Origin of the sequence: Shewanella putrefaciens, from assembly GCF_016406325.1 — a bacterium.
Taxonomy (GTDB): domain Bacteria; phylum Pseudomonadota; class Gammaproteobacteria; order Enterobacterales; family Shewanellaceae; genus Shewanella; species Shewanella putrefaciens.
The window spans coordinates 4,239,402-4,255,336 of the sequence record NZ_CP066370.1; the positions used below are offsets into that span (position 1 = coordinate 4,239,402).

12 protein-coding genes are annotated in these 15,935 nt (G+C 44.3%); 7 read left to right on the plus strand and 5 right to left on the minus strand.

Features of this window, described 5'->3' with window-relative positions; translation table 11 throughout:
* Positions 1 to 217: 217 nt before the first annotated feature.
* Entirely contained in the window at positions 218 to 3,451 is a 3,234-nt protein-coding gene (locus JEZ96_RS18800) for a bifunctional diguanylate cyclase/phosphodiesterase (protein WP_011791165.1), read from the plus strand.
* Positions 3,452 to 3,513: 62 nt separating this feature from the next.
* Here JEZ96_RS18800 and ftnA read toward each other — a convergent pair whose 3' ends face one another.
* Positions 3,514 to 4,050 (minus strand): non-heme ferritin, encoded by a 537-nt coding sequence (ftnA, locus tag JEZ96_RS18805; protein WP_011791166.1) that lies wholly within the window; start codon positions 4,048 to 4,050, stop codon positions 3,514 to 3,516.
* 341 nt (positions 4,051 to 4,391) lie between these two features.
* Here ftnA and moeA point away from each other — a divergent pair, with 341 nt between their 5' ends.
* The 3 genes from moeA to JEZ96_RS18820 all read left to right on the plus strand — a co-directional run bounded on the left by moeA (position 4,392) and on the right by JEZ96_RS18820 (position 7,146).
* Positions 4,392 to 5,645, plus strand: a complete 1,254-nt coding sequence (gene moeA / locus JEZ96_RS18810; protein ID WP_011791167.1) for a molybdopterin molybdotransferase MoeA — start codon at positions 4,392 to 4,394, stop codon at positions 5,643 to 5,645.
* Positions 5,646 to 5,657: 12 nt separating this feature from the next.
* Complete coding sequence (gene moeB / locus JEZ96_RS18815) at positions 5,658 to 6,416, plus strand: molybdopterin-synthase adenylyltransferase MoeB (RefSeq protein WP_011791168.1); 759 nt, start codon at positions 5,658 to 5,660, stop codon at positions 6,414 to 6,416.
* A gap of 67 nt (positions 6,417 to 6,483) precedes the next feature.
* Positions 6,484 to 7,146, plus strand: a complete 663-nt coding sequence (locus JEZ96_RS18820) for a Bax inhibitor-1 family protein (RefSeq protein WP_011791169.1) — start codon at positions 6,484 to 6,486, stop codon at positions 7,144 to 7,146.
* A gap of 120 nt (positions 7,147 to 7,266) precedes the next feature.
* Here the strand turns inward: JEZ96_RS18820 and rlmF are convergent, their stop codons facing one another.
* Positions 7,267 to 8,340, minus strand: coding sequence for a 23S rRNA (adenine(1618)-N(6))-methyltransferase RlmF (gene rlmF / locus JEZ96_RS18825; protein ID WP_025007972.1), 1,074 nt, complete (start codon positions 8,338 to 8,340; stop codon positions 7,267 to 7,269).
* A 56-nt stretch (positions 8,341 to 8,396) separates the two neighbouring features.
* Positions 8,397 to 8,819 (minus strand): flagellar basal body-associated protein FliL, encoded by a 423-nt coding sequence (locus tag JEZ96_RS18830; protein ID WP_011791171.1) that lies wholly within the window; start codon positions 8,817 to 8,819, stop codon positions 8,397 to 8,399.
* A 114-nt stretch (positions 8,820 to 8,933) separates the two neighbouring features.
* On the opposite strand from JEZ96_RS18830, the gene JEZ96_RS18835 reads away from it, so the two are divergent.
* Positions 8,934 to 9,494, plus strand: a complete 561-nt coding sequence (locus JEZ96_RS18835; protein WP_011791172.1) for a chorismate--pyruvate lyase family protein — start codon at positions 8,934 to 8,936, stop codon at positions 9,492 to 9,494.
* A gap of 76 nt (positions 9,495 to 9,570) precedes the next feature.
* On the opposite strand, the gene JEZ96_RS18840 is transcribed toward JEZ96_RS18835, so the two are convergent.
* Both JEZ96_RS18840 and JEZ96_RS18845 read right to left on the minus strand, forming a co-directional pair.
* Positions 9,571 to 12,162: an immune inhibitor A domain-containing protein gene (locus JEZ96_RS18840; protein ID WP_025007971.1), complete on the minus strand. Its 2,592-nt coding sequence runs from the start codon at positions 12,160 to 12,162 to the stop codon at positions 9,571 to 9,573.
* Between the two features lie 306 nt (positions 12,163 to 12,468).
* The gene (locus JEZ96_RS18845; protein ID WP_011791174.1) at positions 12,469 to 13,062 is read right to left on the minus strand and encodes a YhgN family NAAT transporter; all 594 of its coding nucleotides are present in this window, start codon (positions 13,060 to 13,062) and stop codon (positions 12,469 to 12,471) included.
* 406 nt (positions 13,063 to 13,468) lie between these two features.
* Between JEZ96_RS18845 and JEZ96_RS18850 the strand changes: the two genes are divergently transcribed.
* Both JEZ96_RS18850 and JEZ96_RS18855 read left to right on the plus strand, forming a co-directional pair.
* Complete coding sequence (locus tag JEZ96_RS18850) at positions 13,469 to 15,082, plus strand: ZIP family metal transporter (RefSeq protein ID WP_025007970.1); 1,614 nt, start codon at positions 13,469 to 13,471, stop codon at positions 15,080 to 15,082.
* Positions 15,083 to 15,144: 62 nt separating this feature from the next.
* Positions 15,145 to 15,927 (plus strand): NRDE family protein, encoded by a 783-nt coding sequence (locus JEZ96_RS18855; RefSeq protein WP_061783231.1) that lies wholly within the window; start codon positions 15,145 to 15,147, stop codon positions 15,925 to 15,927.
* The last annotated feature ends 8 nt before the right edge of the window (positions 15,928 to 15,935 follow it).

Consider the following 15,935-nt stretch of genomic DNA (forward strand, 5'->3'; position numbering starts at 1 on the left):
AATAAAAATAATTGCTTAGACCAATATATAACAATTTGCTTAATTTCGTGACCTAGATTAGATATCCATAAACTAAAGGTCGCGGGCTGTTCGGGTCTATGTTAAAAATCGTCACCCTGTGCCTAGGCTCATTTTTTTCACCATTTAACTCAGTATCAAGGCAATTGCCTTGATTTTTTATATCTCCAACTAGGCAAATGGGTAGGAGTAAGCTTGTATGCCATCAACGCTACATCATCTCAGTTTGAAGCAAAAACTGATTCTGTTTTCTTTGCTTCCCCTATTGATGATGGGCTTTTTCGTATTAACCCGAATGTACGTTCTGGCTAAAGAATACCGCGCCGCGGATCATAGTCATCTAGCAATACAAACAACGGCACAAGTAACTGATTTACTATATCAATTGCAAAACGAATATAGTCTTAGCGTCAATGGCAGCCAAGCGGCAACACCATCCGATGAAACGGAACTGCAGCAACAGCAAACTAACACCAAGAAGGCTTTAACTCATCTTCTCACTAGCACATCATTCGCGACCTTAATTGATGCACTCACGGGTGCTCAACCAGCATCAGAGCAATTACAAGCACAACGAGACGCTATTGCACTTTCAAGTCATAACTTAGCATCGGCTCGTCAAGGTGTATCAGATAAACAACCACAAGCGTTGACTGAGCTCTATTTCCAACTCAATAAGCAATTATTGCAACTACTCCAACTGTTACAGTTGCAAACTAACGATATTAATCAATCTCGTGCTTACACTGATTTATTGAATCTGATCACTGTGCAGGAATTGGCAGTAAAAGAGCGCAATGTGATCAATCAAATGCTGTTATCAAAAGAACTCAATATCACTGATTACCGTACAATAAGTACTGTTATCTATGAATACGGCCAAGCAATTTTACACGCCAGTAATGCATCCATATCAACCAAACAGTCCCTTATTCATCAGGTTCAAACCTCTCCCGAAAGCCTGCAAATCTTAAAAATCAGCCAACAGATTGAGCAACAGCTACGCATTAGTACCCTAGCCAAAACGATCAATGCTCATTTAGGTTATGGTGGTTTAATCGATAGCTTTCAAGATTACCGACTTACAGGTACAGATGCTGCACGACAAAAATTTAATGCCGCGCTATCCATCATCCGACTCAATTTAGCTGAATTGAATCATGAAATTCGTCATCTACCCGAATTAGCCACCCCAGTAAATGTGGTTGAAAACACGATAGAACAATACGCATTTTATATGGATAAGTTGCACGAGCTTAAACAGCAGCAACGCCCTCTTGAAGATATCAACGGGCTTATGAATATCAAAAAGGCACAGCTAAACGAAGCAATGGGTAAACTGTTAATGCCGCCTCATCCAGTCACAAGTCAACTCTGGTGGAAACTGACAACGGATCGCATCAACAAATTACACGCCATCAGCAAAGAAATGACTCAATCTATGGCGCTACAGAGTGAGTACTTAAAAACGAAAGCCTTGACCTTACTCGGACTCTATTTATTCTCGGCATTTTTAACCGCGACAATAACGCTCTGGCTTGGCCGCAAAATTATTAGCAATTTTATGGAAAAAATAACCAGAATTGCCAATGGGATGCAGCAAATGGCGGCGGATCCCACACTCAATATTAATATCAATATTTCAGGTTCAGATGAACTCGCCCGAATGGCCCGCGCCATGAACCGCATGATTAGCGAACGTCAAAAGGCAAGCCATGCGCTAAGCCGAGCCGCAGCCGTGTTTAATTATTCCGCCGAAGGCATAGTGGTCACAGATGCTGAAAACCATATTGAACTGATTAATCCCGCCTTCACCCAGATAACGGGTTATACCTTAAATGAAATTAAAGGCCACAACCCATCAATACTAAGCGCTAAACGCCATCAGCCACATTTTTATACCGCTATGTGGCAATCGCTTCAAAAAGAAGGGAAATGGGAAGGTGAAATCTGGAATAAGCGTAAAGATGGAGAGGTGTATCCCGAGTATCTTGCCATCACAGTTGTCAAGAATGAACAAGGAGAGATCATCCAGCATATTGGTTTATTTATGGATATCAGCAAGCGTAAGCAATATGAGCAGGACCTCTGGTATCAAGCCAACTTTGATAGCTTAACAGGCCTACCCAATCGCAAACTGTTTAACGAACGACTACAGCACGAAATCCAACTGGCTCAACACGATTCACGCAAACTGGCCATCCTACTAATTGACTTAGATCAGTTCAAATACATCAACGATGTGCAGGGTCATGCCACGGGGGATTTGCTGCTTCAGGATGTCGCCAAACGCTTAGAAAGCATCGGTGGCCAAAACGATTTTATTGCGCGGATCGGCGGCGATGAGTTTGTGCTTATTCTGCCACGCCTCACTAATGAACTTGCCATTGAGCATATGGCTACGCGCATTATCGAAACCTTAGCCACGCCTTTTAGTCTGAACGAGCGAGAGATCCAAATCTCCGCCAGCTTTGGTATTGGGGTCTACCCAGAGGATGGCCTTGATGTGAGCTCCCTCACCCGCAATACCGAAATGGCAATGTATCAAGCCAAAGACGCAGGGCGAAATAACTTTAAATATTTTACCTCGGGAATGAACCAAGCCATGTTTGCCCGCATGGAACTGGAACAACGCCTTCGCCGCGCAGTGGCACAAAATGAGTTTGCCTTGCATTATCAACCGATTGTGGATATGAAAACAGGCCAAGTCTGCAGTGTTGAGGCACTTATCCGTTGGCAAGATCCCGATTTGGGATTAATACCGCCAGATCATTTTATCGGGATTGCCGAAGAAACAGGACTCATTGAACCTATGGGGGAATGGGTGCTCAATCAAGCCATGAGTGATCTTAGGCAATGGCAGAAAAGCGGCTTAAATATCAATGTTGCTATCAATGTTTCTGGCCGGCAATGCATCAATACGCGCGGAATGAGCTTTGATCAGGTGCTGCAAGAATGCTTCAATCGCCACCATATTAATCCGAGAAATGTTCATATTGAGATCACTGAAAGTATGCTGATGGGCGATGCCAGCCACTGCCTCAGTACCCTCAATGCTATTCGTCAGCTAGGCTCACAGATTTATATCGATGATTTTGGTACAGGCTATTCATCCCTCAGTTATTTGAAGAAATATCCTATTTCTGTCATAAAAATTGACCGCAGTTTTGTAGAACATGCCCTCGAAAGCACTTCAAATGCCAACTTAGTCAAAGCGATTGTGATGATGGGCCAAAGTCTTGAAATGAAACTCGTCGCCGAAGGGATAGAAACCCCAGCACAATGGAATTTCCTAAAAGACTTAGGCTGTGATTTCGCCCAAGGCTATTTAATTTCTAAGCCACTGCCTTTCGATGACGTCACACCATTACTCAAACAAAAGTACCAGATACGACTCGATTCCGATGGTGAAGCTGAATGCAGTAATTTCTAAGCGTAAAACGCCTAAAAACAAAAAAGCAGCCTAGGCTGCTTTTTTGTTTTTTACATAGAATGTTAAGCCTGTGGTTGGCTCTGACCATTCATAATGCTTTCACCGCCCTTTGAGGCAAGCTTTGCTAAGTCTTTATCAATAAAGAACAACGCTTTACCATCTTCGCCTACTAAACGGATTTTATCGACAATCGACTTGAACAGTTTCTCTTCTTCGTGCTGCTCAGCGACATACCATTGTAGGAAATTAAAGGTTGAGTAATCTTGGTTAGCAAATGCTGCATGGGCTAATGCATTGATTTGGCGAGTGATCAACTGTTCATGTTCATAGGTCAACTCGAACAAGGCTAGCAAAGATGAAAATTGCGACTGTGGCGCTTCGATAGCCCCTAATAAAGGCAAACCACCGGTTTCACTCACATAGGTGAACAGACGACGCATATGGCCCATTTCTTCATCGGCATGCTCACGCATAAACTTAGCTGCACCTTCAAACCCTTGATCCTCACACCATGCACTCATTTGCAGGTATAAGTTTGAGGAAAAGAACTCCATATTAATTTGTTCATTCAACTTGTCGATCATGGCTGCTGACAGCATAGTAAACCCTCTTTTGCGCTCGAACTGAATCATAGGGTCACATTGTCATTAAGGGGGCCAATAAAAGCAACAAAATTTACCTTTCATACTTATCTAAGTTAATGATTCTTTGATAAAAATGATTTTCATTTGTTCATAGACTCGTGTTCAGCCCTATGGTTTGGTATTCAAATAAGCTGCGATTTACCTTTAAATCGGCAGTAAAAACTGACAGTCCTATCACAGAAACAGGTATACAGATCATAGCCATCGCAGATCACCATGGCATAATAGACAACCCTACTCAGGTGAAAACTCATTTCGCGTTGTCCTAGACAACCATTGCATTTAAGGAAGACCCGATGTCCGTAAAAGCCGATCCTTGTTCGCAACCTAGCCTTATGCATCCCGATCAGGCCATTCCTCTTTTGCTCGAACAAGTGAGTCCTGTGTCAGACACCGAAGTCGTACCATTGCCCCACGCACTTGGTAGAGTATTGGCCGAAGATCTGGCCTCTTGTATTGACTTACCCCCCTTCGATAACTCCTCGATGGACGGTTATGCCTTTCGTTTTGCCGACTTAAATACACAAACCAATCGCACCTCATTGCGACTCATAGGTAGCGCGTTTGCGGGCCATGGTTTTGAAGGTAAAGCCAAAGCAAACACTTGTGTGCGTATTATGACAGGTGCGCCCGTGCCTGTGGGTTATGACACAGTACAGATGCAGGAAGAAACGGAAGTTCAAGGTGAACTTATCCTCATTAATCACCCCAAAGGCAAAGGGGCAAATGTACGCTGCAAAGGTGAAGAACTCACCCAAGGCACCAAAGTACTCACCGCAGGAACTCAAATTGGGGCGGCAGAGTTAGGCGTATTAGCCACGATTGGCGTGAGCCAAGTGCGGGTTTATCGCCAGTTAAAGGTTGCCTTTTTCTCAACGGGAGATGAATTACGTCCCGTCGGCAGTGAGCTTGCTCCCGGTCAAATTTACGACTCTAACCGTTACTCTATTCAAGGTTTGCTCAGCAGGGCAAATGTGGAATGGATTGATTTAGGCGTGATAGCCGATGATCCTGAAGCGATTCGCCAAGCGTTTCGTACCGCAGCCAGCCAAGCCGATATGGTACTGACCTCGGGTGGCGTATCCGTGGGCGAAGCCGACTTTACTAAACAAATTCTCGATGAAGAAGGCCAAATTACCTTTTGGAAACTCGCGATTAAACCGGGTAAACCCTTTGCAATGGGGCGTATAGGTAAGGCCGTATTCTGTGGTTTACCGGGTAATCCCGTTTCTTCAATGGTGACTTTTTATAAGTTAGTGTGGCCCATACTGAACAAGATGCAGGGATTAACCCCTGTAACGCCTTTGATGTTGGATGCAATACTGACAACGCCAGTGCGTAAACATCCTGGCCGAGTTGAATATCAACGGGGAGTGTTAAGCCGTAACACCCAAGGAGAACTTGAAGTCGCCATTACGGGCAGCCAAGGTTCTGGCATGCTGACCTCCATGAGCCTCGCGAACTGTTTTGTAATATTAGAGCAATCCCAAGGTGATACTCCCGCAGGTTCTAAAGTAACAGTAGAACCTTTTAACACAGTGCTTTGCTAGGATTAGCGTAATATGAATGATCAAGTCGATATCCTCAGCGACAGCGAACTTTTAAGATATAGCCGTCAGATCTCCATCAAAGCGATGGATATCGACGGTCAAGAACGCTTAAAACAGGCCAAAGTACTTATGATAGGCGCGGGTGGCTTGGGCTGCGCCGCCAGCCAATACCTGACAGTTGCGGGCATTGGCGAACTCACACTTGTGGATTTTGATACGGTTGAACTCTCCAACCTACAACGCCAAGTGTTACATCAAGACGCTAATATTGGTCAGCCCAAAGTGGCGTCAGCAAAACAAACACTAAGCCAGTTAAATCCCCATGTAGCAATCAACACTATCAATGCTGTGTTAGATGACCACGAATTTGATGCGCTTATCGCCGACCACAATATAGTGCTCGATTGTACCGATAATGTTAGCGTGCGTGAGCAGCTTAATCTCTGTTGTTTTAAGCATAAAGTGCCCTTAATTTCTGCCGCGGCTATCCGTATGGAAGGCATGGTAACTGTGTTTGATTATCAGGTTGAAACCCCTTGTTATCATTGTTTTAGCGCCCTATTTGGCGAGCAGCAATTAAGCTGTGTTGAATCAGGAATTCTCGCCCCTGTAGTGGGGATGATCGGTTGCTTACAAGCGGTTGAAGCCATTAAAGTCATAACCGGAATGGGTAAGACACTGGCAGGGCGTATTTTAATGATCGATGCAATGACCATGGAATTTCGCGAAATGAAACTGCCCAAACAACCCCATTGTAAGATTTGCCAATAACAGCCGTAGTGGTTTTAGATTAACTTCGCTTTATACAGCGATAAATTATAAGGATATAAAGGATCATATGGATTCACAAAATAGCGTTTTTGACCGTAGCACGACAAACGACACTATCATAGGCGCGGGGCTTTATAACCTAGTGATAGGCCTAACGCTCGTTTGGGGATTTGCAGTTAACTATTGGATGGTCACTAATATTGATCCCAACACGATTGCAAGTATTAACCCTTGGATTTTCTTTATCGGCTATTTTGCCTCCTGTTTCTTTGGGATTTATCTATTTCAAAAATCGAGTAACCCCGTCGTAAGCTTTATTGGCTATAACTTTGTAGTCGTCCCCTTTGGCTTAATTATCAATATGGTAGTGAGTCAATATGATCCAGAGTTAGTCACGGAAGCCATCAGAATAACGGGGCTAGTGACCGTAGCGATGATGTGCTTAGGTACACTTTTCCCCGCCTTTTTCCAAAAAATTGCTGGCGCACTCACCATAGCACTACTGCTCGTTATCGTGGTTGAACTGATTGAAATATTTATCTTTAATACTCACCACGGTATTTTAGATTGGATAGTCGTGCTTATTTTCTGCGGTTATATCGGTTACGACTGGGGACGGGCGAATCAAATCCCCAAGACCATAGATAATGCCATTGATAGTGCCGCGGCTTTATATATGGATATCATCAACCTATTCTTACGAATTTTGCGCATATTAGGTCGTAAATAAGCACCTTACCTATCGGTGACACTATTGAAGAATGGGCATTATTTCGCCGCGATCATAAAGAAGAAAACCAATAGCTTAATACCAAGGTAGGCGTCAATGACACCTACCTTTTATATTCAATTAATCTGATAAATGCGCATTGCGCCAGATTTTACGTTTAGCTGCCGACTGAAAGCTCCATGCTAAAATCCGCGTCATTTTATTGCCTTGCTGCATTTCTATGGTTTTGACTGTATCTACGGCCAATTTCGCTAATGCTTGATAGCATGGTTTCAAATTTTCCTTCTTAGAGACCAGACTCGTAAACCACAAACATTGATCGGCAAATGCTTGGCTCTCATCGATCATTGTGGCTAAAAACTGCGGCTCACCGCCTTGGCACCAGAGTTCTGCCCCCTGTCCCCCAAAATTCAGTTTAGCCACAGGTTTGGCTGTACGACCGCGATTAAGTTGCAGATTACGGACTTTACGCAGGCTTCCTTCTGCCGCTTCGGCTAAAGAAGCGTGAAAAGGTGGATTACAGAGGGTTAACTCGAAGCGTTCTTGAGGCTGAATAACGCCCTTAAATATCGCGCTTTCATCGCCCTGCAATCTTAAATTTAAACGGCCGTGTAATACAGGATTTTGTGCAATGATCCCTTGGACATTCGCTAAAGAAATCGAATTGATATCCGATGCCACAAAATGCCAACCATAAACTTGGCAGCCCAAAATAGGGTAAATACCATTCGCGCCAGTACCAATATCGAGTACAGAAACACGATCCATAACTAAGTGGTGATCTCCTTCAGCTAAAAGATCTGCCAAATAGTGTAGATAATCCACTCTACCGGGAATAGGAGGACATAGCGCGCCTTTAGGGATATCCCAAAAATCAATCCCATAATGATGTTTAAGTAGCGCAGTATTCAGGGTTTTAACCGCCTCTGGATCCGCAAAATCTATGGATAATCCACCAAATGATGTTGGTCGCACAAAGGCATTAAGTCGAGGAAATGCTTTGATCAGAGCGTTAAAATCATAGCCATTAATATGGACATTGCGTGGATGTAGTGCTTTTTTTATCTCAGCGATTGAACGTGTGTTAACGGGAGTCCTTTTCACCTTAGCTCGAGCACTCGGATGTTGAGTTTTAGGCTTACCGTTAGGCGCATTACAGGATAGTATCTGAGTAGAACGAGGAGGTTTTGGCATAACAACTCAATACATAGGGCCGATACTGACTCGGCCCTTACGCTAATATGACGAGATTAATCGTAGAGATAAGAAGTAAATAACAAGTTTAAAATAATAGACTTACCCGATTCTTTAATAATGAGATTATTCAACATATCAAAGCACTCACGGCGGATCTCTTCTCGACCGATTAAGGATTTAACTTTCTCTTCCGATTGATTTCCAAGTATCTCGACAAGCGCAGCGCGCAGTAATGGATCATGGCGCTGAAGGATCAGTAAGTCTTCCGGATTTTTAACCATTAACTCAACACTGATCTTCACAAAACCGAGCTTTTTACGATTGGAAATATAATTGGTCACAATCTCGGGATCAAAACCATAGTAAGCATAGTTAGCCACAGGCGGCGTTGCGGGAGGCGTTTCTTTCTCATCAGCGGCATAGACACTGAAAACAACACCAAACACCATCAGGCAGGCTGTTAGTAATTTTTTCATCGTGGTTTATAGCTCCCTAACAAGTGTGGTCAATGGAAGAAACTTCCCAATCTATCTGCTCGCGCCGCGACATGGTAGACTGCCGACGTTTGCCTATATTGTAACGAGTATTTAATGAATGTGACTAGCTTAAGCTTCCCCTATGGTGAATCTATTCAATGGTTTTGTGCTGATCGTACCGATAAACTTCCCCCGTCACCGCTAAAAGAGTGGTTACTCGCCCCAGGCAGCCTGACAAAAAAACTCAAAACCTGCTGCAATCAGTTTGAAGTCAAAGTCCTCGGTGAAGGCCAACTCGCCCCCTTCAAAGATGAATATCCTCAGCAAGGCTCTGTTTGGGTTCGTGAAGTATTGCTATGCCTTGATAATGTTCCTTGGGTGTTTGCCAGAACCTTAATCCCACTCTCTTTGCTGTCTGAACGAGAAGCGGATTTTCTCGGTTTGGGTTCTCGTCCCCTTGGCGAATTACTCTTTAGCCAAGATAACTTTATCCCCGGCAGAATAGAAGTCGCCAGCTTTGATACAGGTAGTCGTCTTGCACACTTAGCTGCAAGTTTAGATCAAAGGGTTGAACATCTCCTGTGGGGACGCCGTCGCTATTTTCACCACGGCCAGGATGAGATGATCGTCAGTGAAATATTTTTACCTGCGGCCGAGCGAGCAATTTGCCAGTGATCACTTTTATCTTGCGTTAATTCTTAATCACAATGCAGAAAAATGCCTCTAAATAGAGGCATTTTTCATCTGGTTCTTAGTAAGCATGTAACTGACGACGCCAAGCAAATAAACCAAGGAAAGCAAGACTTAACCAACCTAAACTACCACCACCTCCACCAGAACCTTCACTACTCGGAGGTGTTACTGGCGGCGTGACAGACGCGGTAACTGTTACCGTTGAACTGCTACTGGCTGTTGTATTTTGTGTATCTGTTACTGTGAGTGTCACTGTGTAAGTCCCAGCCGCCGTATAGGTGTGGGTTGGCGCTGCCGCTGTACTTGTGGTGCCATCGCCAAAATCCCAAGCGTAGGTTACTGCACCTACAGCACCTTGAGTATTACTGACAAAGTTGACGGCTAACTGATTCACTGTTTTAGTAAAACTGACCGTTAATGGCACTATCACAGCGGAGTTCGCATTGGCTAAGCGAACAACCGCAGTACTGTTATTGCTGGCTTGGGATAAAACCTCCATCGTTAGGCCTAGTTTCTGCAACACCATACCTGACTGAGGTTGCAGGGGCGCACTGTAATCTAAACTGTCATCGAATAGGCTTACGGCATTAAGATGGCTATCCCCCGCAAACGCTGTTTGTCTCACAGTGCTAAAAGCTGCATCGCGGATTTGCTCATCGGTAGAGCGAGTACCGATCATATTTTGGTCGGCATCAATAACACCAATCAAACTATACCCAGGATGAGCAGACACATTATTGTCGTAATAGCTTAAGTTCTCTAACCATAACAATACGCCTGGATCAAAGCCCGCCACTCTCAAGCCTGCATCGACCCCATTATGGCTACGTAATTGCATAAGATAACGCGATGGTGCGCCAGGACGCGCATCTTGGATACGACTATAACCGTTTAATGTCACTTTACCCGCAACTTCAGCGTTATCAGCATAGAGTTCAGTGGTGTTCTGCTTAATGCTGATATTATCGATAGTCACCCCCGACTCTGAGGCATACTCATCGGTCACATAGTTGATTTCAATAGGAACTGCTGTACCAGAAAAGCCGGATAAATCATATTCTAAGGTAACCCAAGCATCGTTACCCTCCGCCTGAGGAATTGCTGACGATTCGCCCGTAATGATATGGCGAGCGCTATTCATCGCGTTAACCGACTTTGTATAATTACCCGGAATTGCTGTACCTCTTACTTTTACCTGCATATAGTCATAATCAGGTTCCATGCTCCAACTCGCTTTCATCGTTAAAGTGAGTTTATCGCTTGTTACTGTAGGTAAATTAACAGCAAAGCTCATACTGTTATTTAGCATATTTCCTTGGCCAGAATAATACTGGTAACTGCCTTGATAGGGAGCCTTAAAAGGAATAGGCGCAGCAGGAAGTGGAATAGAAATTTGATTCACGGCTTGATGGTTAACCGCCTCATTTAAGGTCAACTCCATCCCAGACTTAGGAATACTCGCTAGGGTTATTTCACGCTCATTTAACCACTTTCCTTTGTATTTTTCCTGTAGGTAAGAGCGAGCATAAGGGCTAAAACCACTCGGTTGGGCACCCGCAATACTGCCAGCCCAACTGCCACCCGACATCAAAGACCATAAGCCTACAGGCGAGCCATCTTTATTGGTATTTGACGAAGTATCGTATTCATCGGGTAAACCTAAATCATGGCCAAACTCGTGGGTACACACTCCAGTTCCCGCATCAATTGGCTGAATAGTGTAGCCAAACAATTTCTTCGTTGAATTCGGAATGGCATAACCGCGAGTCCTTTGGTCAACAAAATATCGGTGGGACCAGATAGCATTGGCCCCCAGCTTTCCACCGCCAGCTTCTTCACCAATGCTGGAGTGAAAAATCATCACATGATCGATAATGCCATCAGGTTCATCTAAGTTGCCGTTATTATTTAAATCGTAAGGATCTTCAACATCATAACTGGCTAATTCAGCCGCCGACATATCCGCAACCGCTTGGGATACAGCCTCCTTAATGAGGTCAGTTACATTGGCATCACTGTCGGTTTGTGCATCATTAGCACCATAATATTCCGCATTTTGACTCGCGGTATACCAACCTTTTACATCGCCAGTGAAGAAGAAGGTTTTACCTGAAACCGCTTGATAATACTGGTACCCCGAATCAAAAGCCTGCCCCTGTGGACCTTTAAATCCCGAGGTAGAAAAGAGCAAATCCTTATAGTGAGAGACAGGATAACTCGGGTAGAACATCTCTGTATCACCCGTTTTTAAGCCATTGTTATTATATTTTAGGTTTGGAAAATCAATCAGAACGGCTAATACTTTCACCGTTTTTGTGACATCAGCATCGGCGACTAAACGCTGCGCAGGGGAACGCATCAACTTGGATGATTTGGACTGTTGTAAACGAGCATGCTCGGCTTCAACCTCAATACGAGGGGCCTTAGGTTGAGCTAGGGTAGCACGATGAATATAAGCCTCAACCGCAGCCTGTTTGACACTTTTACTCGCGTCAACAGAAACCTCACCGCGCTCAATTAGCCAATATAAGATTCGCTCCTTATTAATCACCCCTGCATCAGCAGGGGTATGATTTGGTGCAGCAATACTGGCGCCGCTCATCAATGCCAGCATCAGCACAAATGCTGTGATGTCTTTTATGCTTCGCATTTTTAATTTACCTCTCATAAAAACCGGCCCCTTGTCACACTGCTTGCTAACACAAAAACACCGATCCGATGGCAAATACATCCTTCTTTATAATCTAGTATAAATTCTGGTGCGTTATGGTTTGTATACAGAAAGATTGACATTATCAGGACACCGCAAGAGTAACAACTTTGATACATTTGTCTGTATGCAGCATTTTTTGTTTTGTCAGCAGATATTCAGCTAATGCCTATATTCGGTAAGAAAAAAGCCGCATTAACCTTAAGCTAATACGGCTTTATTCATTTTAGATAACTTGAATGCTATTTATCCCGTCGTTTTCATATAATTTGAAACACCATCGAGGAACATTTGCACCGATATCATCACGAGCACCATACCCATAAGACGCTCGACGGCAGTTAAACCCTTCTCCCCCAACATACGGGTGAAGAGCTTATAAAACATCAAGATAACCGCACTTGCAGCCCAAGCCGACACTAAGGCAATCGTCCAATCCCCCATACGAGAGCCATCGGTATGGGCGAGTAAAATAAGTGCGGCTAAGATAGATGGCCCCGCCATCAAGGGGATCGCCATTGGCACAATAAAAGGCTCTTCACCTGCAGCTAACCCCACAACACCACCGGGTTGAGGGAAAATCATTTTAATTGCAATCAGGAACAAAATAATCCCGCCAGCAATACTCACGGACTCGGAGCGTAAATTGAGGAAACTTAAGATAGCTTCGCCTGCATAGAGGAAGGCGAGCATGATAACTAAAGCGAAGAGTAGCTCGCGGATCAATACTTTACGACGTTTTTTAGGCTCGATATGACGTAGAATCGAGGCGAAAATCGGCAAATTCCCGAGAGGGTCCATAATCAGAAATAACATTACCGCAGCAGAAAATATATCCATTTAACTTTATCAATGCCCAAGCCAACATAAGCCCATATTGTATAACCTTTTCTCGACACGGGTATGAAAATTTACGCCCTATACCCAACAATCCCAAGATACGCGTTTCAGCGCGCCTAGGTACTTCAATTCAGCACACATCAATGGCTGAATGCTGCCACCTCTTGAGTTGATGCAAGGGGTGCGCTATATGCTCCGTCCCGGCGCCGCGCTTAACCACAGGGTAAAACGCTTTAAACTCCCGCAGAGTCCTGGATATTTATAGATGGGTAAACCGAGTAAAATCTCCACGACATTGACACAAATATCATTGGTACGTCAGTTTGGTAAATTACCAACAAGTCACTGCTCATTTACATAACAACTGCTATACTACGGCGTTTTTTCAATAAATATTGTGGACTCCATGCTCTATCTTCTCGCTAGTTGTCTTGCACTCTTAATCGGGCCACTGTTTTATCGCTATTTTTCATCGGGTAGCGGTCTACAGAAGGGACTCGATGGCTTTATATTTGTCTCTTTGGGCGGGTTGGTGCTCATCCATATCTTGCCAGAACTACTTGAGCATGGTGGCATTCTCGCGATCGTCTTTGTTATCCTCGGGCTTTGGGGGCCAACAGCCAGTGAACGATTATTTCATCGTTACTCTGAAATCACCCATAATTTCGCCCTTTTCCTTGGTATTAGCGGCTTATTGCTACATACCATGACTGATGGTAGTGCAATGGTGTTGGCACAGCAGGAAGGTAACTCCATTCTGCTAGCGTTGGGCGTTATACTCCATCGGCTCCCTGTGGGGTTTGCCGTTTGGTGGATACTTAAACCCCATCTTGGTATCCGTTGGACGCTCGTTATCTTTGCCGCCATTATGGTATTCACTGGCATAGGCTATTTTGCCAGCGAACAGCTTTTATCACACACAAGCATAGATAAAACTGTTTATTTACAAGCATTTGTAACAGGTTCAATTTTACATGTTGTATTACATCAACCCCATGGTCAGCATGAAACCGATAAACAAGGCAAATATGAATACCAAGCAGGTATTGGCAGCTTATTAGGGATAGCTTTATTAATGGCATTGCTGTTGATGGATACTGGTGGCCATCAACATGCCCACCATGATCACAGCACAGAGCAGCTAATACCTTGGTTGCTAATACTTGCCCCCATACTTCTACTGAGTTATACAGCGGCAGCAGTTCGATTTAAATTTGGCCTAACGCCTCAGGATAACTGCTTAACTCGACGCTGGTTCCAACGCTTAGCGGGACCTGAAGCCTTGGTTATTACTTTCCTACTACTCGGACCTTGGTTTGCTTTATTTCAATTAGTTGTCACTTTGATTCTGAGCGTGTATTTAAGCTATGCTCAGGTTCAAATAACCGATCCACACTCTCAATTACCCCATCGTGCGCTGCATTTTGGTTTTGCGCACTTAGTCGATCGTAGCGCGCCATGGATCCTACTGAGCTTAGTGCTAGTGAATCTTATCGGTCATCCATCAGTCCCCTTAAACCACCCTGTACTACAACTCATAGTGCTGTTATTGGTTTTTTTACCTATGCGTTTCTGTAACTTAGGTGCTGCCGTATTAGCCTTAGCGCTTGCTTACAGTGGCTGGAGTCCGCTGGCGATTATTCTGCCACTCATTGCGGCGCCGGTGCTTAATATTGCTCAGCTTAAATTGATGACTTGGCAGCAAAGAGGCGTATTGCTATCTCTTATTGCGATAGCCTTAATTGCCTCGATGCGTTTACCTGTGTGGTTTTCGCTTGTCACGCTACCGGAAATAATCAACATATTGGCACTGCTGATACTCTCCGCGCTTTTTGCTGCGAGTTTATTACGTTTAGGCCCTCGCCAGTTTTTACGTCGTCTTATGTTGGGTAAAGCAGAATCACATCAACATGGGCATGCACATAACGAGCACAGCCATGGACACCCGCCAGTAAAAAATCAATCTCATACTCATTCACATGGGCATAGCAAGGCGGATAAAGACTCACACCACCACTAATACTGTTCATTTGTGAGTAGACAGGCTAAGTTAATCCAACATTGAGATTAATTTAGCCTGTTATGTGCATACTATTTGTGGCTATCAACGCCCATCCTCAGTACCCCCTCATCATCTGCGCTAACCGTGATGAGTTTCACCATAGGCCAACGGCCCCCGCCCATTATTGGTCACCAGACCATAATATTCTGGCAGGTAAAGATATGCAGGCTGGCGGCACTTGGTTTGGCGTCAATAAACAAGGACAAGTTGCTGGAGTCACTAATTTACGAGTGCCACAAAAGAGTCCTGAAGCGATGCGTAGTCGTGGAGAACTGATTACTAAGGCACTCAGCTCTGGTTCACTGATTTGTCCTAATTGGCTTGCCGAGCATAGTGATAATTATCAGCCCTTCAACTTGGTTTTTGGGCAAGGTGTACATCTGTATTGTTTTAACAGCCTAAATAAGCAAACTATAAAACTATCCGATGGATTTCATGCCATTAGCAATGGAGCACTCGATGATATTTGGCCCAAAATGGCAAAGGGACAGCAGGCATTAGAGGCATTGATCAATCAATCGCAAAGTATAGAGATACCCGCTCTACTCCAACTGATGAAAGATGATTCCCAACCATTGGATAACGAATTACCCAACACAGGAATTGGGCTCGAATGGGAGCGACGTTTAGCGGCAATTTATATTCGCCATCCCGATTATGGAACTCGCTCCACCAGCGTTTTACTAGAAGATGTTCAAGGCAGCATGCATTTCACCGAAGTGAGATACGATGGCAAAGGTAGGCAACTTGGGCAGCAGGATTTTCACTTCATGTTACCCGTCACAACGAATACAGGCAGTTAGAGCAGAAC